General features: G+C 56.4%; 17 protein-coding genes and 1 tRNA gene. 10 read left to right on the top strand and 8 right to left on the bottom strand.

Translation table 11 applies throughout. The annotated features are described in order from the left end of the window. Positions 1–223 precede the first annotated feature (223 nt). The 5 genes from fliG to HQL63_12310 all read left to right on the top strand — a co-directional run bounded on the left by fliG (position 224) and on the right by HQL63_12310 (position 4,995). Entirely contained in the window at positions 224–1,300 is a 1,077-nt protein-coding gene (gene fliG / locus HQL63_12330) for a flagellar motor switch protein FliG (protein MBF0177615.1), read from the top strand. A gap of 29 nt (positions 1,301–1,329) precedes the next feature. Continuing rightward, on the top strand, positions 1,330–2,283 hold the full coding sequence (locus HQL63_12325) for a hypothetical protein (protein ID MBF0177614.1): 954 nt from the start codon (positions 1,330–1,332) through the stop codon (positions 2,281–2,283). Positions 2,284–2,285: 2 nt separating this feature from the next. After that, positions 2,286–3,608, top strand: coding sequence for a FliI/YscN family ATPase (locus HQL63_12320; protein MBF0177613.1), 1,323 nt, complete (start codon positions 2,286–2,288; stop codon positions 3,606–3,608). Between the two features lie 194 nt (positions 3,609–3,802). Further along, the gene (locus tag HQL63_12315) at positions 3,803–4,048 is read left to right on the top strand and encodes a transposase (protein MBF0177612.1); all 246 of its coding nucleotides are present in this window, start codon (positions 3,803–3,805) and stop codon (positions 4,046–4,048) included. A gap of 314 nt (positions 4,049–4,362) precedes the next feature. Further along, entirely contained in the window at positions 4,363–4,995 is a 633-nt protein-coding gene (locus HQL63_12310; protein MBF0177611.1) for an NUDIX domain-containing protein, read from the top strand. A 30-nt stretch (positions 4,996–5,025) separates the two neighbouring features. On the opposite strand, the gene HQL63_12305 is transcribed toward HQL63_12310, so the two are convergent. The 6 genes from HQL63_12305 to HQL63_12280 all read right to left on the bottom strand — a co-directional run bounded on the left by HQL63_12305 (position 5,026) and on the right by HQL63_12280 (position 10,731). Further along, positions 5,026–5,337, bottom strand: coding sequence for a hypothetical protein (locus tag HQL63_12305; GenBank protein MBF0177610.1), 312 nt, complete (start codon positions 5,335–5,337; stop codon positions 5,026–5,028). Positions 5,338–5,526: 189 nt separating this feature from the next. Further along, complete coding sequence (locus HQL63_12300; GenBank protein MBF0177609.1) at positions 5,527–5,727, bottom strand: integrase; 201 nt, start codon at positions 5,725–5,727, stop codon at positions 5,527–5,529. A gap of 92 nt (positions 5,728–5,819) precedes the next feature. Beyond that, positions 5,820–6,146 (bottom strand): DUF1640 domain-containing protein, encoded by a 327-nt coding sequence (locus tag HQL63_12295; GenBank protein MBF0177608.1) that lies wholly within the window; start codon positions 6,144–6,146, stop codon positions 5,820–5,822. Positions 6,147–6,298: 152 nt separating this feature from the next. Then, entirely contained in the window at positions 6,299–9,079 is a 2,781-nt protein-coding gene (locus tag HQL63_12290) for a CoA-binding protein (GenBank protein ID MBF0177607.1), read from the bottom strand. Between the two features lie 52 nt (positions 9,080–9,131). Continuing rightward, complete coding sequence (locus tag HQL63_12285) at positions 9,132–10,406, bottom strand: carboxylate--amine ligase (protein ID MBF0177606.1); 1,275 nt, start codon at positions 10,404–10,406, stop codon at positions 9,132–9,134. A 248-nt stretch (positions 10,407–10,654) separates the two neighbouring features. Further along, a tRNA-Asp gene (locus HQL63_12280) sits at positions 10,655–10,731 on the bottom strand. A gap of 197 nt (positions 10,732–10,928) precedes the next feature. Here HQL63_12280 and HQL63_12275 point away from each other — a divergent pair. The 4 genes from HQL63_12275 (at position 10,929) to HQL63_12260 (ending at position 15,712) form a co-directional block, all read left to right on the top strand. Further along, complete coding sequence (locus HQL63_12275; protein ID MBF0177605.1) at positions 10,929–12,032, top strand: class I SAM-dependent methyltransferase; 1,104 nt, start codon at positions 10,929–10,931, stop codon at positions 12,030–12,032. Between the two features lie 249 nt (positions 12,033–12,281). Continuing rightward, positions 12,282–12,716, top strand: a complete 435-nt coding sequence (locus HQL63_12270; GenBank protein ID MBF0177604.1) for a hypothetical protein — start codon at positions 12,282–12,284, stop codon at positions 12,714–12,716. A 90-nt stretch (positions 12,717–12,806) separates the two neighbouring features. After that, on the top strand, positions 12,807–14,789 hold the full coding sequence (gene feoB, locus HQL63_12265) for a ferrous iron transport protein B (protein ID MBF0177603.1): 1,983 nt from the start codon (positions 12,807–12,809) through the stop codon (positions 14,787–14,789). A gap of 254 nt (positions 14,790–15,043) precedes the next feature. Beyond that, positions 15,044–15,712: a FeoA domain-containing protein gene (locus tag HQL63_12260; GenBank protein MBF0177602.1), complete on the top strand. Its 669-nt coding sequence runs from the start codon at positions 15,044–15,046 to the stop codon at positions 15,710–15,712. Positions 15,713–15,926: 214 nt separating this feature from the next. Here HQL63_12260 and HQL63_12255 read toward each other — a convergent pair whose 3' ends face one another. After that, positions 15,927–16,325: an RNA-binding protein gene (locus HQL63_12255; protein MBF0177601.1), complete on the bottom strand. Its 399-nt coding sequence runs from the start codon at positions 16,323–16,325 to the stop codon at positions 15,927–15,929. A gap of 2 nt (positions 16,326–16,327) precedes the next feature. Then, a complete protein-coding gene (locus HQL63_12250; protein ID MBF0177600.1) occupies positions 16,328–18,331 on the bottom strand; it encodes a tetratricopeptide repeat protein in 2,004 nt (667 codons plus the stop codon). 169 nt (positions 18,332–18,500) lie between these two features. On the opposite strand from HQL63_12250, the gene HQL63_12245 reads away from it, so the two are divergent. Next, entirely contained in the window at positions 18,501–20,990 is a 2,490-nt protein-coding gene (locus HQL63_12245; protein ID MBF0177599.1) for an AsmA family protein, read from the top strand. Positions 20,991–21,072 lie beyond the last annotated feature (82 nt).

The raw sequence follows: 21,072 nt of genomic DNA, 5'->3' as shown, positions 1-21,072 counted from the left end.
TCCAGGAGGAAGGGCTGCGCCCTTCCTCCTGGTGGGGTTTGGGGCAACGCCCCAACAGTGGGCAACGCCCCAACAGTGGGCAACACCCCAACAAGGGGCAACACCCCAACAAGGGGCAACACCCCAACAAGGGGCAACACCCCAACAGTAGAATTCCACCATTCAAGTATCATCAGTCTGTCTCCAGGGATCAGGAAACAACGGGAAAGTGGGGATGTCCCAAATGGCTACGAATACCAAGGAAAATACGACCACCGAAGCGCCGCCGGCCCGGCGTCCACGCGGCAAGACACGCCTTTCCGGCAAGGAGAAGGCAGCTGTTTTTGTGCTTTCTTTGCCGGATGAGGATTCAAAGACGCTCCTGAAGGGTATGTCAGAGGATGAGATGCGGGAGTTGTCGCGGACGATTGCCCGCATGGGTCAGATGCCGCAGGAGGTGGTCAGGGAAGTTCGGGAGGAGTTTTTACTCCGGTTTGAAAACACGTCCATGGATGTGCGCGGTGGCATGCAGAAGGTCAAGGATCTGGTCAACCGGGTGCTGGGTAAGGATGAGGCTCGCAAGCTCCTGAAGGAGTTGCAACAGGGGCCAAAGACCACGCCGTGGGAAGTGTTGAACGAAATGGAACCGACGTTGGTGGCCAACTTTTTAGCCAACGAACATACCCAGAGCATCGCTGTGGTTTTGTCCCAGATGGAGACCGATCAGGCGTCGTATGTCATCGACTATCTCCCCTCCGATGTGCAACAGGAGGTGGTGTTGCGCATGGCCAAACTAGGTAATCTGCCGCCGGGGGCGATGGAGGACATCGAAGAGTCGCTGTTGGCGGAGTTGGATGCCCTGGGGGCCTCGCGCGGCATGTATTCCCAAGAGGGTGGCGGTGGCGTGCGCAAGGTGGCGGATATTCTCAACCTGATGGGCCGGGATGTCTCCGACAAGCTTTTGGCCTATCTGGACGAGGAGGATAATCCCCTGGCCGAGGAGGTCCGCAAAGAGATGTTCCTGTTTGAGGATCTTCTCCTTATGGACGATCGCAGCTTCCAGGTTCTGCTGCGGGAAATTGCCAATGACGAGTTGCTGAAGGCCCTCAAGGGCACTGACGATCGGCTCAAGGAGAAGTTCTTCGGCAACATGTCGGAACGGGCCTCGGAAATGATGCGGGAAGATTTGGAAATGCTCGGACCAGTCAAGGTGACGGATGTCGAGTCTGCCCAACAGGGTATCCTCAAAATTGCCCGCCAGTTGGAGGCGGATGGTCAAATCGTCATCCTGGGCAAGGGCTCCGAGGATGTGGTTCTGTAGGGGTAACTTTTTCAGGAGCCGTGTGGCATATGGGACAGGCCGTTCATTGTGAAGTCATTTTGAGTGAAAATGTAGGCGACGCCTTGCAGGTGGTGCGCTTTGCCGACCTGGTGGCCCGTGTGCCCCGAGCCGATGCCGGGAAATTTACGCGCGTTGCCCCCGATGGACGGGTACCCAGACACCAGGAAAAGGTGGAAGAGGAGAGCCCCAAGGAGGAAGCCCTGGAAGTCGTCATTCCTCCGGAGGAGGTCTCCTTGCGGCGGCAGGAGAACGTGGAGCGGGAGACATTCCGGAAAGTGTTCTCCGCAGCGGAAAAGGCTGGTTTGGAGATGGGTCGCCAGCAGATGGAACAGGAGCTCTCCCTGGTTTTGCCACGCCTGGAAAATTTGTTGCGGGGGTTGGAGGTGCTGCCAGCCCGCCTCTACGCCGAGGCGGAACAGCTTATCGTGGAGACGGCCATCCTCCTGGTGCGTGAAATTTTGGGATATGAACTGCACGTCGATCCCGAGGGGTTGGTGCGACGCATCGGCAAAGCTTTGCAGCATCTGGATGGACAAAAAGAGATGACGCTTTGCGTGGCGCCCGAAGACGCGATTTATCTGGAACGGGTTCCTTCGTTCAAAAAGTTGCAGATCAAGGCGGATGAGAGCATCTCTCCCGGGTCGTTTCGTCTGGAAAGTTCCGTGGGCGGCGTGGAACACGATCTGAAATTGCAATTGCAGGAGATCGAGACTGCGCTGCGTTCCCACCTGCGTGAGAGGTTGTGGGAGAGGGAATCCGCAGCCGGAAACGGAGAGACTTTGGGTTTGGCGGTGGAGCTTGGAGCGGAAGCTTCCAGCCAGGTGCGTGCAGAGGTGAAGGCCCACACGGAAGAGATGGCCCATGGGGAGAGAATCGAGACCGCCGGAACCGGGATGGGTGGAAAGGAGATTCCGTCTGCTGCTGCGATCTCCCTGGAAGAGGAGGGGACGGGAAAGGAATGAATATGCCCTTGCAGTTGCCGTGGGCCGATTATCGGGCGCAGGCGCGGGAGAAGCTCGGAACGCACCGCCTGGGGCGTGTAACCCAGGTGGTGGGGTTGTTGATCGAGGGGGCCGGTCCCATCGTTTCCATTGGTGAGATGTGCGAGGTGGAGACCGAAGATGGAACGCCCTTGCCAGCGGAGGTGGTGGGATTTCGTGGCGGAGCCGTTTTGTTGATGCCGCTGGGACAGATCAAAGGAATCCATCCTGGCAGCCGTATCACCTCGCGTGGACGTGCGGAGCGCGTGGCGGTGGGAGGGGGGTTGTTGGGCCGGGTCATCGGTCCTTTGGGAGAACCACTGGATAACCACCCCTTGCCGCGTTTTACGGAGTCGGTTCCGTTGCATGCCGAACCGATCAACCCGGTCATGCGGCGGCGCATCGATCAGCCTTTGGATTTGGGGGTCCGTTCCATCAACGCCACGCTGACTGTGGGACGTGGACAGCGCATCGGTATCTTTTCCGGTTCCGGTGTGGGCAAAAGTACCCTTCTGGGCATGATGGCGCGTTATACGTCGGCTGATGTCAATGTCATTGCCCTGGTTGGGGAGCGTGGGCGCGAGGTGGTGGAATTTTTGGAGAGCGTATTGGGTGAGGAGGGGCGCGCCCGATCGGTGGTGGTGGTAGCGACTTCGGATCAGCCACCCTTGTTGCGTTTGCGGGCGGCGTTCCTGGCCACGGCGATTGCAGAATATTTCCGCGCCCAGCAAAAAGATGTCCTGCTGCTCATGGATTCCGTGACCCGTCTGGCCATGGCACAGCGCGAGGTGGGATTGGCGCGCGGTGAACCACCGACAAGCCGTGGCTACCCCCCCTCCACATTCATGTTGCTGCCCCGATTGCTGGAACGGGCTGGTCGTGATCAGGGAGAAGGCAGCATTACAGGACTCTATACGGTGTTGATGGAAGGGGATGACGTACAGGATCCCATTGTGGACGCAGTACGCGGTATTTTGGACGGACATGTCATGTTGTCCCGGGATTTGGCGGCACAAAATCATTATCCCCCCATCGATATTTTGGCCTCCCTCTCCCGTTTGATGGGCGACTTGGCCGACGAGGCGCAAAAAAACGCCGCAGGCCGACTTCGGGAGGTCTTGGCCACCTATCGCCGGGCCGAGGATATGATCAACATCGGCGCCTATGCCGCCGGCAGCAATCCACAAATTGATCGGGCCATTCAACTGATTGGACCTATAAGGAATTTTCTTAAACAACGGGTGGAGGAACCCAGTGACATGGCCGAGAGCATCAGGCGGTTGATAGAAGCTGTGGGGGCGAATTGAGTGGTTGCAACATGTAAGGTGCAAAGCTCGTTATTTTCCTGTTATGGTTGTACCGTCCGCCGCTGGGTTTCTCTTAGAGTCTGTTGGGGAATTCCGAGTCGTTGTTTCTTCCATTCAAACAACCATTTGAATTTTGACAAAAATATTGATGAAATCCAATCTTTCCTTAAGCCAGCAAGATTGGAGAACGTCCGATGGAACGGAAGCCCTATGCAACGGATTTGAGCGATCCAGAATGGAGTTATCTTGAGCCAATTTTTTGCCCCTCCACGGGTAAGAGGAAGCGCGGACACCCCTTGGAACATAGCATGCGTGAGATTTTGAACGCCATTTTCTACCTGATACGGACTGCGTGCCAATGGAGGATGCTGCCGCATGATTTTCCACCATGGGATGCGGTTTATTATCATTTTCGCAAGTGGAGAAAAGACGGGCCTTGATCATCGTTTCGGCCACTGGGATGGTGACGTCCATCCGATTCGTATGCAACATATTGTATATACGTATGAAATCGAGTAGGTTGCGGAATCTTTTGGACAGGTTGGCCGAAACGATGATCAAGGCCTGAAAACCTTTGTCGGGGCTTTGCCCCGGACCCCACCAGGAGGAAGGGCGCAGCCCTTCCTCCTGGATCTCCATCCCAGTTTTTCAATCATTTTTTTTCGGGGCTTTGCCCCGGACTCCACCAGGAGGAAGGGCGCAGCCCTTCCTCCTGGACCTCCATCCCAGTTTTTTAATAATCTACGGTCCCCCCATGAAAGTCAAAATTCTCGATACCCGCGACGCCTACCACGGCTACTTTCGCTTGCAACAAATTCGCCTGCAATACGAACGGTTTGACGGCACCATGAGCCGCGATGTGGTCCTGGAAGCCATGCGACGGCCCAATGCTGTTGCGGTGCTTCTCTACGACCCTCTCGCTGACGTGGTGGGGATGATCAGCCAGTTTCGCCTCGGACCTTTTTTGAATGAAACCAAGGGGTGGTGGCTGGAAGTGGTGGCTGGCCTGATGGATGGCGCCGATGCCGATCCGGAAGTTGCCGCCCGCCGCGAAACCCGGGAGGAGACCGGCATCGACCTCATCTCGCTCTATCCCATCACCCGGTTTTACCTCGCGCCCAACAGCAGCACCGAAGCCATCCACCTCTTCATGGGGGTGTTCAACAGCCACACGCCACCCGTGGGCGGTGGTGGATTGGCCCAGGAAAATGAAGACATCCGCCTTTATCTCCTGCCCTATGCAACCGTCGAGGAGCAGCTTCATGCGGGCAAGATCAACAATGCCACCTCGGTGGTTGCCATTCAGTGGCTACAGATGCACCGGGAACGGTTGCGAAAACAAAGCACCTCGTTGGGGATGGTCCTGGCGCCGCAAAAAAAGGAGTAGCTGCCCAGGTACCCCTTTGGCGCCCTTTTTTCAGCCAAATTTTAAAACGAACGGCAAAATACACAGCACGATACCAATCGCGATCATGTAGGTTGTGTCGGTGACAAAATATGGATAGACCATCAAAAGGATTCCATAAATAGTTGTACTGGTGGGGCCGTTGTTTCTTCCATAACGGAAAAAAATCAGACCGATGAGGCTGAAAAACAGGGAAGCGGCTATTGCGGTCATGGAATACCCCATGAACGTTCCCCCGCCGGCGCCTGTACTTTGAGTCATTTCTTGCTGGAGTTTGTTGATCATATCGAGGGAATGGGTCAAATTTCCGACGTCGCTGTTCATCGTGACAACTCCATGCTTGGGCGGGTGAGTCTGGACAGGGGGCGTGCAAACTGCCGAGCCATTTCGCTCTTGGCGCACTGCCTGTGCCACCCTCGTTCGACAGGAAACCCAGCCCTGACGTGATGTGATCAGAAAAATACAAAATTTGGGCTGAAGAGACAGATCCGGGAAGATGGCAGAGGGTAAATTTCAAGTAAAAGCCTTGATAACCAAGGCTGTAATTGCCGCAACCAAGTAACCGACAGCCCATTGAATGACCACCAGACGCGCCTTGCCGTCGACAATGTTGGCGTCATGTTTGGCAATGGCCTCGGTAGCGCTACGGGCTTTGGTGTCATCTGCTCCTGCGGATATCAACGCATCGTAGACTTCTGAGATCATCGTGGTCATGGCCGAACCTCCCGAGGTAGGAGGATGGCACAATGCGCACATGCTGCGTACCTGGAGCGCAGTATGCGCACGAACCGCCTGGTACGGGAAAATCAACGTGCTGGTGGAGGTAGGCGCATTTCCTGGCTGGCATGCGGGGCCGAAACATATTGTACCGGAATCGGCCAAAGTCGGTTGGCTGTGACCACAAGGCCAACAACAGCAAGAAGCATGGCGCCAAGCTTGATGGTCATACGGAGTTCCAGTTCCTTCAAGTCGCGACGAACATCAAGTAAATCCTCCTTCGTAGCCAATTCATCCGATCGCGATTCGTGCGCCCCCTTGAAGGCTTCGGATATGGCTTCAGCCTGATTCTCAGGAATGCCAGCATCCTTGAGACGGCGCACGAATTTCAAGGTATCAGAGGTGATCGTCGTCATGTTTCCACTCCTCCTGTGTATCAGCATATCCCAGAATGTCCGCAGAAATCCACTTGCATCGGAATCCATATTGAGCCGAAACAAAAAGCGGCGCCCTGTTGGGCGCCGCCGGAAGTGAAAATGAACGACAATCAGGTTATGTGACGCCTTGCTCAACCGGCAAAGCTGCACTGGCTGGCGGCGGTCCGGGTATCCATGTTGCGGCCCCGGTTGGTGTGGTCATCGATTTCGGCAGCACTGCCGATCATGCGTCCGAACAGGAAAGTCGTGAAAGCCGCGCTCTCCATGGTGCTGTCGTTGATCTGGCCATCGATGAAAGGCTTCCACAACATTTTCAGCAGGAGAACGGCGATAACGGCGTCCACGTTGACGCAGTAGACGTTCTTGCTGACGCCCGCCTTGAAAAGGGCCTGCACCAGCTTGTGGTAGAAGTCGTGGAAAATGTTGTATTCGTTGCGTTGCTTGAACAGATCCGCCACGAACACTTCCCGGGGGTCGTAGTTGACCTCCTTGCCTTTGAAGATGGGATGGTTGACGCAGGGAACCTTGCCATAGTTCAGGTTGCCTTCGGCCTTGGCTTTCTTTTTGTAGGAGCCGTAGGCTTTGGCCTGTTCCATGGCCAGGGCATCCAGATCCAGGCCGTGGTTGGGATTGGTCGGATCGGTAAGACCGCTCTTGCGGAAGCAGTCGAGCAGGAAGGCGATGGCTTCGTAGCCGTTGCCGCCGTGTGCATATCCGGTGTGGGTCATGAAGCCGATGTAGCCCTTGTTGACCTGGATACGGTCCTGCATCTCCGGGCCATCGGCGCTGACGGCTCCCTTGGCGCCCTGGGCCGAGATGGTTCCTGGGCCGTTGGTAATGATCAGGCCCAACAACACGGAGAAGGAATACAACTCGCTGCTGTTGGGGCGATGGTCGAACAGGGCGAGGAAGGCGGTCTCGGAGAAGCTCCAGCTGTTCATCAGTTCGCCCATGCTGACGCCGCTGAAATGATCGGCATCGGGTTGGCGGGATTGAGGGACGGTACAGCCTACCAGGGTGCTGAAGACAAGAAAATGCCAGGGCATGTTGTTGAGGGTGATCAGGGAGAGACGCTTGTGCAACAGGGGCACCCAGGCCAGATGACAGGTGACGGCAGCCAGGATGGTCATGTCGGTGGGATAGGATCCGTTGCGCTCGGCGATGGCTTTGACAAAATCGACGAACACCGACCCTATGCCCCGGGCTTCCATGGCCTGCAACATGCCGTGGACGCGCCGGTCTTGCCGGTTGGCGGGGATGAAGGTCTCCCGCAGTGCCGGGTTGTTGCTGGCTCGTTCCAACTGCGGGCCAAAGTCGAAACCGCGCTGGGCGGGGTTCTCCAATGCTGTGTTGCCGAACAGCTCCACCAGGGCCTTGACGGCATCCCGGGCTCCCTGCACAACGCGGGGACCGACCTGGGTGACGGCTGCGGAGAGAACGGTATTGGGGCTGTTGCCAGATTCGCGGGCGGCATCGGCGGCGGCCAGGGCAATCGTGCCGCTCTGATTAACAAAAGCATTCAGGATCACATTGGCCAAGGCTGCCCCGGTGGCATCCGGGTACTCCCGGATCAGGGAAAGGACCAGATTCTCCTCCAGGGTTTTGGTTGAGGCATCCAGGATGCTGATACCATGGATCTTGCTCACCTGGGTCTTGGCATCCATGCGGGAGGCGCCGGAGCAATCCTTCAGGTTCTGTCTTGGGAAGACCGTTCCCAGTTGTCGGGTCAGGACTTCGATCTGTTGATCGTAGGGGGTCATGGCCTTGACGATGGGCAGATCCAGTTCCGCAGGCAGCTCCAGGCCCTGATTGTTGCCGAACCAGGGTTTCAACTCCAACGAACCACGGGGCGGGAAGTCCGGTTTGATGCCACGTTTGGCCATGACGTCGGTCAGGGCCAGGGGAATGTGGGCAATGTTGGTGACGACCGCTCCTTCGGCTGAGAAGATGCGGTTTTCCGGCGTATAAATGTCATCGACGCCGAATTTGTTCATGAACCACTTCTCTTTGGCGGCGGCGTCGTCACCCGAACCGGCAATGGCGCCGGCATGACCGCAGGCCCGGGTCAGCTTGGCTTTCCAGCGCCCGACGATGCAGGCCACGACCGGTTTTTTGAAGGAGATGTCGAGTTCGTAGTAACCGCCTGGTTCGATGTACATCACGGCGGCCTGGCTGCGATAGTCGTTGTGGAAAGCGTAGGTGAACTCGGGGGCGGCAAAGTGGATGTAGATATCCTTGCCCGAGGAGAGGGAGACCGTCGTACCCCAACCCCCGGTCAGGAGGTAAGTGGCGATGGTGGTGGTGAAATTTCCGGAGTTGGAGTAGATGGCGACGGACCCGGGCACCAGGGACTCTTCCGGGGCGGTGCCGCCCAGAGCGCCACCAATGCGCACGTGTTGATGGGCATCGGCCACACCCAGGCAGTTGGCGCCAAACACATCCACGCCGCGCTGCTGGCAATACTGACGGATCATCCGGGAGTGGGAGACCGAGACCTTCTCGGTGAGAATGACGACTTTTTTCAGCTCTGGATTGACCCGCACCGCCTCGATGACCGAATCCCGCACCCCGGAGGGTGGGACATAGACCACGGCTACGTTGAAACGGTGGCCGGCTTCCAGGGCTTCCAGGACGCTGTGGTAGACGGGTATGTTGCCAATGGCGGTTTTCATCACTTCGCCGCCGCGGCCCGGCATGGTGCCGCAGACCACATTGCCGCCGGAATAAACATGGCTGGTGGGAGTGACCGTGCGGCTCTCCCCTCCAAGGATGTTCAGCACACAGACCCGGTCTTCGCGGGTGGCAATGCTCATCAGGGAGTGAATTCCTACATAATAGGGGAACTTGATCTCTCCCTTGGCCTGCATATAGTTGTAACCTTTGTTCAATTCAAAGTTGAGCTGCTGGTTCATGGCAAATCTCGACCCCCTGCGTTGGCCCCCCGGATCGGGGGAGCGGCTCCGATCAATTGGTGATTCCCAGTTTGCGGGCGATTTGTTGCCGTCCGCCTTTGGACATCCACGTATCCACGGCCTGGGCAAAATTCACCACCTCGCTCATGGCCGAATCGTGCCCGAACATGCGATAGGGGAGACCCATCGCATCCAGGACGTCACGCAGATACCCCAAACCGCGCACCAGGTTGGGTCCACCCCGTCCAACCACCACGAACAGGGGTTGCGGTCCATGGGTGCTGAAAAATTCCCGCAGGCCGTCCGCCATGGCCCGGAAGGTTTCATAGATGTCCGTGTTGTTGGCCTTGCCGCCGATCAGGAACAGGACATTGGACTGCTTGAGCCAGTGCCGATAGGTGATGCGGCTGATCTCCAGCATTTTGGCATAGGGCGGGTTGCCGCCAAAGTCCGAAGAGATGGTGGCCTGGTTGCCCAGAAGTTCAGTGACCAGGGCGTTGGCCCCGCCGCCAAAAGTCATGGCGGTGATCGTGCCATGCGGATTCATCACGAACACGTCCGACTGTCCCTGGTAGGTCCGCAACTGGTTGACCTCCCGCTCATAGGGCGAGAGATCTTCCGAGAACAGATCCTTGGAGAGGCCAAGCCGCTCCACGTTGGGGTCGTCGCCATCGAAGGAGCCCTTGAAGTCACAGGCAATGGGAGTCAGGCGGCCACTCTTGTCCTCCATCATGCGGATGGGGTTCAACTCCAGGGTGGTCATGCCATAGTGGTGGAACAGATCCCAAAGTTTGGGCAGGTTTTGCACGAGCGGGCTGATGATCTCGGCAGGGGCGTTCAATTTGTTCAGGGCGTTGTTGACAATGAACCCCTTGAACCCGGTCAGAGGATCAAACGGGACCGAGGCGATCTGGTCCTTGGAAAGCTCTTCGATATCCATGCCGCCATGATGGGTGATGGTCATGGTCGGTGCTCGGTATTGCGTATTGTCGGTCAGGGAAAAGTAGACTTCGTGTTTGCAGGGAATGAAGCTCTCGAAGGTGACTCCCTCCGCTTTGGCCACCGTATTGCCGACCCGATGCTCGGCAAAATAGAGGCGCTCTTTTTCCTTCATGGCTGTTACAACGTCCGTGGCTTTGCCGATCAATCCGGCTTTGCCTTTTTTGCCGATGCCACCTTTGAAGATCGGTTTGACCAGAACACCGCCAAACTCGCTGATGACGGCTTGGATCTCCTCCTTGGTCGCTTCCGGCCCGAGGATTTTTGCTGTCGGAAACCCTACATATTTCAGCAGTTTGGCTCCCCAACTCATGCCTGTTATCTGCATCGTCAACCCCTCGCTCAGAACGTGGACGATCGCGTGGAATCGTCCTGATTCAACCAAAAACCCCCCTATTGTACATATATTTTGTTTATCAACAACGGAAAATGCACCGCACTTCATGCCTGTGCCATTTCATGGGCACGCCACACAAAAAAACGGACAAACCCCTGAATGTGGTTTGTCCGTTTCTCATCGAAAACTCTGGTGCCCGAACCCCCACAGCCCTCGTAGCCATGAGCTGCCAGGGGTGGTGGCGGGAGCGACGGGGCTCGAACCCGCGACCTCCGACGTGACAGGCCGGCGCTCTAACCAGCTGAGCTACGCCCCCTCAACAACACAACCCTGTGGCCGGAACCATAATGTCCATCCCCGCCACAGCCCGGGCACCATAAGCCCACCGCTTTGCGATGTCAACCCTCGCTGTCATTTTGCTCACCAGTTGACTTTTCCGCTTCCCCCGGCGAGAAAATAGGGCGACCATCCGGTGCGTCGTTTGTGCCATTTTTCGGACTGGCCGGCAGAGTCATGACAACAGCGAAGGTTTTGCCTGTGGAACCTCTTCGTTTCAAGAATGCACAGACATGTAACCAGTGGTTGGCGGAAGGTCGGCAGGCCTCGTATACGGACAAAATCGAGATCGATCCCGCATGGATTCCGGACCTGGATGCGGCGGATCTTTTATTCCTGGCCCATTTTTCGCGGCAGGCCGCCCGCATCATCGCCACTTCGCCGCAAACGCCGCCACGGGTGTTGGCGATTCTCTCGCGTCACGCCGACCGGACCATTCAGGCCTGCGTGGCTGCCAATCCCGCTACACCGATTCCCATCCTGAAGATTTTTGCCCGCCACTACAGCCGCAATATTGCCGCCCAGGCACAATTGAATCCCGCTCTTCCTGACCCTCCGGCGCAGATCCATCGCAACGCACCGGCGCGCAATGACAATTTTGACGAACTACGCCGCCAGCGCCCGTGGGACGAGCCGTACTACCGCTATGATCGAACCCTTGACCTTCTGGTCAGGGTGACCGGGGTCACAACGGGGCAGACCTGGCTCGATGTCGGGTGCAGTTACCTGATGTTTCTCAAATGTGTCCAGGACCGCTTTGCCGTCCAGGCCACCGGGTTGGATGATTGGAATGAGGCTGACAAAGGGAGCATGTATCAGCCGCGTGGGGCGTGGGTGTACCACCAACGGGATCTGGAGTTTGGCTTTGACCTGGAAGAAAAGCCATTCGACTTTATTTCCGCTTTGGAGGTTCTGGAACACGTCATCGATACGGACCATTTTCTTGCCGAATGCCACCGCCATCTGAAGGTGGGCGGTCACTTGGTTCTCAGCACACCCAACATCAACTGCCTGCGCAATCGCATCACAACTTTTCTGGGCATCTATCCCAACTCCCTGGAATACCGCATTTCCAACTACCATGTGCGCCTCTACAATCGGTTCCATTTGGCATCGCATCTGACCGAAAGAGGGTTTCGCGTCCTGGCCATGCATGGGGTCTCTTTTTTTCCGCAACGATGGCTCACCTGGTTGCCCACCCGCAAGCTCTCCGAAAGGCTGGCTGATCGCTGGCCCCAGCTATGCAACAATCTGGTGGTCATTGCCCGGAAAGATTCGTGACTACTTGCCAGAATCGGGTTCGACAGCAAAAAATGGATAACGCACTTTGTCAAGATCGGGTTTGGCAGCAAATCGCATCAAGGACTTTTCGCCAGTTATGAATGCTAAATCGTTTATGGTTTTGATATTATAACGCGACAATATCCTTTTATAAAATTTACACAGTCAATTTTCAGGGTTCATTTTTTTAAAAAAAATGATTAAAATAGGCGGATTGGTAAAAATTCCGACTCTGAAAGGGAGGGCTGCATGAAACCGGACTTCAACACCATGTCTTTGAAGGATATTGAAGAGCTTATCAATACAGCCAACCATGCCAAAATGGAGAGAGCTAAAACCAGTCGTGAGGAGTGTCTTGCCCGCTTTGCGGAAGTCGCTGCCGAATACAATCTCACAATCGAGGATGTCGTCTGTGGCAAGGTTGATTGCCCCTCCGGCGATGACAAAGAGACCATTCCTGCATCCGTTCTCAATAATATCAAGGATTTGTCTCCACTTGGCTTATACAACCCTCATGCCAGCGATGGTCGGACACGCTTCCATAAACCCGACGATGCCCAACGTTGGTGCCGCGTTCCCAGATGGCTGAAAGAGGAGTTGACCCAACTGCGCAAGGAGTATGGCAGCAAAATTCCCCGGCGCGCCCTCCAGGCGTTGGTGGACAAATATCCCCCGGAGGGATGAACGGAGATCCGGGAACCTTGACACCCTTCCGGATATGGCTTCTAATCGGAGCGGAAAAGAGAATGATTCTCAGTCAAGAGGTCTGCGCCATTGAACAAGCCGCACTGCTCCACCCATGCCGAGAGTGGCGACGAGGTTTGCCCGTCTGCCGGGCGTACCCTCACCTGGGCGATTGTCGGTCTTTCCAATGCGGGCAAGAGTGCGCTGTTCAATGAATTGACCCAATCCTACGCCATTGTTGCCAACTACGCGCAAACGACCGTCGATATTGATCGGAAACGGGTCAGGCTGGGCGGAAAAGATGTTGAACTTCTGGATACTCCCGGCATCTCATCCCTGACCACCTTTTCAGCTGATCAGGAGAGGACCGTGCGCACCCTGATCATGGAGCCTCCGGACCATATCCTGTTTTGTGGTGATGCCACCCGTCTGAAACAAAGTCTCATGCTGTTGGCGCAAATCATGGAATTGGGCATACCCACCCTGTTTTGCCTCAATAAGGTGGATGAGGCCGGCAGAATCGGTTTAGTGGTGGACGCTGACCAGCTTGCCCAAAAGGTGGGTGTTCCGGTGGTCGAGATGGCTGCGGCGAAGAGGATCGGCATGGCTGAAACGATCGCCTCCCTGCACCGCTCCAGCGCTGCCACAAAACGGGTTCCTCTGCCCGAAATTCTGGAAGAGGGAGTGGCGGAGTTACGGTCTCTTTTTCCTCCAGATAAACAACCTGCTGCACCCTTGCTCCTTCAGTATCTGTTGGGTAACGAAATCGTGCGGGAGCACCTCTCTGCCCGGTGGTGGAATGTGGATCAGGATGCCCTGGCAGCCGTTGCCCAGCGTCTTGAAGTGCGTCACAGCGTCAACAAGTTGCGCACGCTGGCCTTCAATGCCTGGGAAGGTTGGGCCGAGACGATCAGCCGGGAGACCCGCAAACAATCCCGTCTGCTTTTGACCGAAACGTCGCAGCGGATGGCTCATTACTCGCGCCATCCGGTATGGGGATGGCCCATCCTCATGGTGGTGCTGTGGGTGATTTTCAAAGGGGTCGGGGTCGTCGCCCCTCTCCTGGCCAGTCTGCTTGACGCCTGGATTTTCGCTCCGTTGACCGAATGGATCGGCGCCATGATCCCCAACCCCTTCGTCAACGCATTGCTGGTCGGCCCCTACGGGATCTTGACCATGGGGGCCTTCAATGCCCTGATGACTGTGGTGCCCATTTTGTTGATTTTTTTCTTTATTTTAAATTTATTGGAGGATATCGGATATCTGCCGCAGCTCAGCGTTCTGGCCAACCGATCCCTGCGTTCCTTTGGCATGACGGGAAAATCCGTTCTGCCCCTGGTGCTGGGCGCCGGATGCAACACCATGGCCACCATGACCTGCCGCGCACTTGAAACCCGCAGGGAGCGCCTGGTGACCATCTTCATGATTGCGTTGGGCATGCCCTGCGCGGTTCAGATGGGTATCATCTTTGCCATCCTGGCCACCATGCCGCTTTGGTCGTTGCTGGTGTTTATCGGCACGATCGGAGGCGTCAGCATGATCAGCAGCCTCCTGTTGAACAGGATGATCAAGAGCGGGAAAAAGACAGAGTTCATCCTGGAACTTCCTCCCTTCCAGTGGCCATCCTGGCGTAACACCCTACGCAAGACCTATCATCGGATCAAATGGTTTTTGCTGGAGGCCCTTCCCCTGTTCGTGGTGGCGGCTGGATTGATGTTCACTCTGGAAAAAACTGGCCTGTTGCAGGGCATTAAATGGCTTCTTCGTCCTGTCACGACCGGATTTCTCGCCCTGCCTGACGAGGTGACGGAGACCTTCATCATGGTCCTGTCACGTCGCGAGGTGGGGGTGATCTACTACAAACAACTGGCAGATTCCGGCCATCTGTCCGATATCCAGATCGTTGTGGGATTGGTGGTGATCACCCTGTTCATCCCCTGCATCTCAAATACGGTCATGATGGTCAGAGAGGTCGGCCTGCGTTGGGCAGTGGCCATGAATGCATCCATCATCGCCATTGCCATCCTGGTGGGTGGTGTGACCAACCTTGCCTTGCACCTGTTTTTTGGTTGACCAGAAAGCGCCGGTGACGAGTCACGATTCATCGCTTTCGCAAGAGAAGCATAGTGACGGATTTTGTAACTATTCACCACCAGGCCACGAATCGGGGTCCAGGGGGCTGGCTCCCTGGCAGGGTCTGAGACAGAGTCCTGGAGGGGGTCGGGGCGAAGCCCTGACAAAGACTTTCATGCCCAAGCTTTTCTTGAAAGGGCGCTGAATAGTTACCAGATTTTTTGGATCAGCTTGTGTGATCGGATGGAGAGAATATGCGCCTCGAAAAAGAACACCGCCGGGATGAACTGATGGAGATGCTCTGGCGCCTGGAAGAACGCCACGACCTGACGCTGGATACCCTTCGGGAGTATGCCCCGGACCCTGTCTATGGAGAATATTTGCAGGAATTTTCAGGAAATGGTCTTTTGCGTATTGAAGGAACCAGGATCGTTTTGTCGGACCATGGCCGGAAAATGGCGCGGGGCTTGGTTCGCCGGCATCGCCTGGCAGAACGGTTGATTGTCGATGTGTTGGGAAGAGATGCCAAGGACACCGAAAAAGCGGCCTGCGAGTACGAACACGTTTTGGCGCCCGAGTTGGAAACGGCCATCTGCACCCTTCTTGGTCACCCACGTACCTGCCCACACGGATCCAACATTCCGGAGGGGGAGTGTTGCCGGGAATCCCGCCACTCCGTGGAGACGACCGTGATCTCGTTGGATCACCTGCCCGTTGGCCATCTGGCCCGCATCGTCTACCTGAATTGTGCCGACCAATCCCGCATGAACCGTCTGCTCAATGTGGGGTTCGTTCCTGGAGCGGATATACGTTTGTTGCAGCGTCGTCCCACCCTCGTCGTAAAATTGGATAGCGCCCAGGTGGCCCTGGAAGAGAATGTCGCTCTGGATATCCGTGTCGTACCTAAAAACCAGGCTGCGTGACCTTCAATCCTTGGTAACTATTCGCCATCCTTGCAAGAAAAGCCCGGAAAAGCCCGGATACGAAAGCCTTTGTCAGGGCTTCGCCCCGAACCTCACCAGGGCGCTGCCCTGGACAAAGCCAGGGAGCTGCCCTGGACAAAGCCAGGGAGCCGGCCCCCTGGACCCCGATTCGCTTCGGGAGCTACTCCCCTGGACCCTGACGCGGGCCGGGTGGTTACCAATCCTTTTGCATGCGGTTCAAATGGCGCCGAATTTTTTTAGTGGGGCGGCCACCGGGAATCGGTTGCAGGGAGCTCTGCACCCGACGCTGCTCGGCCAGGGTCTCCCGAGCCTGCCGACTCTCCGGTGACTCCTCATACAACATGGCAGCCTCCGGAGCCGGGCGTCGCTGGATGGCCAACTGCCGCACCGCAACGATATATTCATCGGACCCCCGGTGAATGGTGAGGATATCTCCCACCTTGATCTCATGCCCCGCTTTGGTGCGCATGTCGTTGAGATGAACCAACCCCCCGGCCACAGCTTCGGCAGCCAGGGTTCTGGTCTTGAAAAAACGGGCAGTCCAGAGCCACTTGTCGATACGAACCCGGGCTGGAGGCGTTCCTTGGCCCATATTCATGGCGCGATCCTCCGGGCCAGGGCCAAAAGTTGTCCAGCCGGGGTAAAATCCGGCTTTTGGCGCAAGGCCTCCTCCAGATGGTGAATGGCCGACGGACGATCTCCCAGCTTTAAAAGGGCATAGGCCAGCTCATAGAGAATATCCGGGTCATGGGGATGCCGTTTCAGGGCCCGACGCAAAACCTCGGCTGCCCGGGAATGATCCTTCAGGCGGTTATGAACTTTCCCCAGATTAAAAAGTGCCGAAACATCATGCGGCTGTAGACGAACGGCCCGCAGCAGGGGCAAAAGCGCCGCCGCAGGATCCTCCGCCAGGGCCATCCCCAGGTGAAAATTGAAACGAAAAACATCCGGCTCCCGGGCCAAAGCCCGTTGAAAGCAACGCGCCGCCACCTGGGTACGTCCCTTGCGGGCCAGTTGGACGCCGGCCTGGTCCAGGAGATACTCCGGGGCAGGGTGGTATGAAAAGGCCTGTTCAAAATGCTGTTCCGCTTCATCCATGTGGTTCATCTCCAGCAAAACCGTGCCCAGCAAATAGTGAATTTGTGGATCCTCCGAATTTTCCAGCACCGATTTTTGCAGCAATGCCAACGCCTCCTGATAACGTTTCAGACGCACCAAAACCAGGGCGACACTCCGTTGGCTGATGGCATCATGGGGTGAGAGCGCCAAAGAACGCTGCAAAGGCTTCAGTGCCTCTTCCCAGGCGCCCCGCTGGATGTCAAACAAACCCAAAACACGCTGGTTGATAAAGTTGATACCGGAAACGGCCTGACTGTGGGCAACCAGGGAGGCCGTATGGCGCCACTGGTGTGCGTAAAGCCAGGTATGCCAGCTCAACGCCGCCACGCTGCAAAAAGCCAGAAAAGCCAGAATCGGTACCCCCGCAACCCGGTTGCACCACAACCGCCGGGCCTCCCAGGTCACGGCAACACATAAACCCAGATGAGGGATATAAGTGAAACGATCCGCCCGAACCTGGGCGCTGTTTTGCAAAAACCCTATGACCGGCAAAAGTGTCAGAAGAAACCACAACCAGCCAAAGAGGAAAAAAGGGGCCTGTCGACGCTGCCTGAAGGCATAAAAAGTCACGAGGGACAGGATCAGGAGTGATTGAAGCAGATGAATGGCCTGCCAATGGGATTTGGGATGCTCATAAAAAAAATCCAACCCTGTGGGCCAAAAACTCTGGCGTAGATAGACAGCGTAGGAAATAACGATGTTGGCGAGGCGGTCGGTTATCGACAACAGACGCAGGGAAGGAAGATTGTCCGCATCCATTGCGCTCCATATCGTCACTCCAGCCAGAAGGATTGCCAGCGCAAAAAAGGGGATTTTTTCCCAAAACAGGTGGCGCCACGTCGTGGTAAAACGCCCCAGGGGCCAATAATCCCACAGCAGGAGCATGATGGGCAGGGTTACGGCCATGGGCTTGGCCATGTTGGCCAGAACAAACAGGATCAGAGCAGGAACAAAGCGGTACCACGTCCGGCGGCACCAGGCGGTCTGATAGGCGTGCAAGGCCAAAAGAATGAAAAAGGCAAAAAGCACATCCTTGCGCTCGGCAATCCAAACCACGGACTCCACCCGCAAAGGGTGTACGGCGAACAACAGGGTCGCGACCGCACTGGCCCCATCGCAGCCTGTCGCACGCCGCAACAAGGAAAAAAACAACAAGACATTGCAAACATGAAAAAAGAGATTCACCAGATGCATGGCCCCCGGGTCGATGCCAAACAGGGAGACCTCCGCCATGAGCGATAGCCGGGTGAGCGGCAGCCAAAAATACTGGGTGGAGGTGAGCGCCCACCAGATACCCGACCCGGTGATCCCCTCACGAACATGGGGATTGTCGTAGACGTAGGAGGGGTCGTCCATGGTGATGAAATCGAAGGTACGTACCTGATAAAAAGGCAGAACCGTCGTCAATACGATGAAAAAAAAGGCCAGGTGGACATAGTGACCCTTATGCCTGACGAAAAAATGCGCCAACTGTTTCACCTCTGATTTATCATTGAGCCAACTGTTTCACCTCTGATTTATCATTGAAATAAACGGGATTAATGAGGTATTTCAGAGGAGATGGCAATGGTTGCCGTTTTCCGGGCGGTCGTCTTGCCAGCCAATGTGTCGTTGTCGGCAGGGACGGGTCAGGGGCAGGAGCCATCGGATGCGTGGAATGGTCAAAAAATTACTCATTGTTTTCCTTGTTGCAGGCGTTCTGATCGGCGGTGCGGTCCTTGTCGCATCCCAGATGCTGACCCCCGCTCTGGTCAAAAGCCGGATTTCGAATTGGGTGGAAAAACATACAGGCCGGCAGTTGATGATCCAGGGCCGGGTCTCCTTCACCTTCTACCCCTGGATTGGCTTCAAGATCGAAGAGGCCACCCTGACCAATGATCCATCGTTTGGTCCGGAACCTTTGGCGGAGATCGAAGAGATCGGCGTCAAGGTCAAACTCTTTTCCATGCTTCAAAAACATCTGGAAATCAATAAGGTTTTTGTCAGGGGGCTCTACCTCAACCTGGCCCGCGACCGGACCGGACGTGGCAACTGGTCCAGTATGCTGGAGACGTTGAACGGTCAGGCCTCAGGCAAGCACCCCTCCCCCTTGTCAAACCATGCTCAGCCGACCTCCGACTTGGGGACTCCCCCCTTGGCCCCGGTCGGTCAGCCTCTCCCATCTTACGAGGATGGCGCCGGCCTGCTGGCCATCTCCGCCTTTTCGGTGGACGGCATGGAAATGATCAGCGGGGCCCTGCGTTACCAGGATGATGTTTCGGGCAACAGCCTGGCTCTGGAAGAGTTCAACCTGAAATGCGGTCCCCTGCGTCCCGGTCAATCCATGAAGACCCACATCAGCACGGAGTGGAGCCTTGCCGTCCCGGAGTTGGCCGGCTCGGCGATTCTGTCAGGTGACATCGTCTGGAACGACAAGGATGCCACCATCCACACCAAAAACACCCGTATCAACCTCTCCTTTTTTGGTGGTGACCTGCCGCTGGCCGAGAACATACAGGCCATCTTTTTCGCCGAGTTGCAGGCCGATCTGCAACGAAAAACCATGCAAATCAGCAAGGTCGACCTGAATATGGACGCCCAGGGGGGGGAGGCTCCGCCAGCCGGCCTGAATCTGCGCCTCTCCGGCGACATGGCGGTCGATTGGGCGGCAGAAACCTTGCGCATGACCGCTTTGCGTTTGACGCTTCTCGATCAGCTCCATGTGCATGGAATCCTCGATGGCCGGGACATTTTGCACAACCCGGCGTTCAAATCCACTTTAACCCTGGCCGAATTTTCCCCCCGGGCGTTGTTGAAACGCTTGGACCGCGCCTCCCTGTCATTCCGGGATCCCAAGGCCATGACGACTGCTGCCCTGGAGACCACACTCGAAGCCGGTTCCAATCGTGTATCCATGACCGACATCAAGGGGCGCCTGGATGATACCCACCTGACCGGTTCGCTCCAGATCGAACATTTTCGACATCCTGCCATCCGCTTCAACCTTCAGATGGACCGGTTGGATGGAGATCGGTATTTGCCTGGTCAAGCACAAGAAGACAAGTTGGAAAACAATCCTATGCAGACAGAGCCCGGGACGATCTCGGATGCCGGAAGCAAAACACGGCCCATGCTCGAAGCCGAGGAAGAGGAGCAACCCGGCGGGGAAACAGGCTTCCACCCTGACGGCCAAACCGAGGATCTTGATGAGTATGACTCCGAGCAGGCTGGCAGCGCGGACAGGGGCGCCCAATCCGGGGCGCCATCCTTTGTGGCCAAAGGCAATTCACAAGGCAGGCTGCTGGCCGATCAGCTCAAAATACACGGGGTGACCCTGAACAAGGTCGATATGAATCTTGTGACAGGTCAAAGTCTGATCAAGGTCGAACCCCTGCGGGCAGAGTTGTATGGCGGAAGCATGGAAACCCGTGCCCAACTGGACATGCATGATCGCAACCCCTTGTTAAAAATATGGAAAATGACGTTTAAAAACATTGATATGGGCCTGTTGTTGCAGGCCAGCGGAACACCGCAGCCGGTCAGTGGACGGGCCGATCTCCAATCCAACCTTGAGGCCCGGGTTCTTCCGGGGGATGCCTGGCGCAAGACATTGCAAGGCAACCTGCAACTGGTCGTACACGATGGCGCCCTGGAGGGGGTCGATCTGGAAAACCGTATCCTGACCGCCTACGCCACCCTGAAACGCCGTCCTGTGGAGGCCTTGCAGCCCGATCGAGGCAAAACACCCTTCTCGGAAATGACCGCCTCCGCAACCATACATGATGGCGTGGTGGACAATCGGGATCTGAAAGCCCTCTCCGGTCTGCTGAGCGTACAGGGGGCAGGTCAATTCGACCTGGTCCACCAACAGACCAGCTACGAGATCAAAGCAAAAATTCTCCCCGTCCTGGAGGGTGTGGACCATACCGCCAAAGATCTACAGGGTTTGGAAGTTCCTGTCCGTTTTACCGGAGCGCTCCGCCATCCCGCCCTCCAGGTCAACCTGCCCGGACTGCTGGAATCGGCCCTGCAAACCAGGGCCATGGAAAAAATCAGCAACAAATTGGAAAAAAAGTTGCAGGATCCAAAAGTCCAGGAGAATCTCGACAAGCTTGAGAAGCAACTGGGAACGCCTTTGCGGAAGTTGTTGCCCTTTTGATGGGTTGGGAAAAGGCAACGACTCACCCCTTCAAGAAAAGCTTGGAAATGAAAGCCTTTGTCAGGGCTTCGCCCCGAACCCC

Source organism: Magnetococcales bacterium, from assembly GCA_015231175.1.
Taxonomy (GTDB): Bacteria; Pseudomonadota; Magnetococcia; order Magnetococcales; family DC0425bin3; genus HA3dbin3.
This window is presented reverse-complemented; position numbering and strand designations above follow the sequence as displayed.

What these genes read in the sequence shown, in the direction of transcription:
- HQL63_12255 (MBF0177601.1), bottom strand. Translation starts at nt 16,325, where the DNA reads ATGGGCCAAGGAACGCCTCCAGCCCGGGTTCGTATCGACAAGTGGCTC.
- HQL63_12305 (MBF0177610.1), bottom strand. Translation starts at nt 5,337, where the DNA reads ATGAACAGCGACGTCGGAAATTTGACCCATTCCCTCGATATGATCAAC.
- HQL63_12300 (MBF0177609.1), bottom strand. Translation starts at nt 5,727, where the DNA reads ATGACCACGATGATCTCAGAAGTCTACGATGCGTTGATATCCGCAGGA.
- HQL63_12285 (MBF0177606.1), bottom strand. Translation starts at nt 10,406, where the DNA reads ATGCAGATAACAGGCATGAGTTGGGGAGCCAAACTGCTGAAATATGTA.
- HQL63_12260 (MBF0177602.1), top strand. Translation starts at nt 15,044, where the DNA reads ATGCGCCTCGAAAAAGAACACCGCCGGGATGAACTGATGGAGATGCTC.
- HQL63_12290 (MBF0177607.1), bottom strand. Translation starts at nt 9,079, where the DNA reads ATGAACCAGCAGCTCAACTTTGAATTGAACAAAGGTTACAACTATATG.
- HQL63_12295 (MBF0177608.1), bottom strand. Translation starts at nt 6,146, where the DNA reads ATGACGACGATCACCTCTGATACCTTGAAATTCGTGCGCCGTCTCAAG.
- HQL63_12325 (MBF0177614.1), top strand. Translation starts at nt 1,330, where the DNA reads ATGGGACAGGCCGTTCATTGTGAAGTCATTTTGAGTGAAAATGTAGGC.
- HQL63_12270 (MBF0177604.1), top strand. Translation starts at nt 12,282, where the DNA reads ATGAAACCGGACTTCAACACCATGTCTTTGAAGGATATTGAAGAGCTT.
- HQL63_12310 (MBF0177611.1), top strand. Translation starts at nt 4,363, where the DNA reads ATGAAAGTCAAAATTCTCGATACCCGCGACGCCTACCACGGCTACTTT.
- HQL63_12320 (MBF0177613.1), top strand. Translation starts at nt 2,286, where the DNA reads ATGCCCTTGCAGTTGCCGTGGGCCGATTATCGGGCGCAGGCGCGGGAG.
- fliG (MBF0177615.1), top strand. Translation starts at nt 224, where the DNA reads ATGGCTACGAATACCAAGGAAAATACGACCACCGAAGCGCCGCCGGCC.
- HQL63_12245 (MBF0177599.1), top strand. Translation starts at nt 18,501, where the DNA reads ATGCGTGGAATGGTCAAAAAATTACTCATTGTTTTCCTTGTTGCAGGC.
- HQL63_12275 (MBF0177605.1), top strand. Translation starts at nt 10,929, where the DNA reads ATGACAACAGCGAAGGTTTTGCCTGTGGAACCTCTTCGTTTCAAGAAT.
- HQL63_12315 (MBF0177612.1), top strand. Translation starts at nt 3,803, where the DNA reads ATGGAACGGAAGCCCTATGCAACGGATTTGAGCGATCCAGAATGGAGT.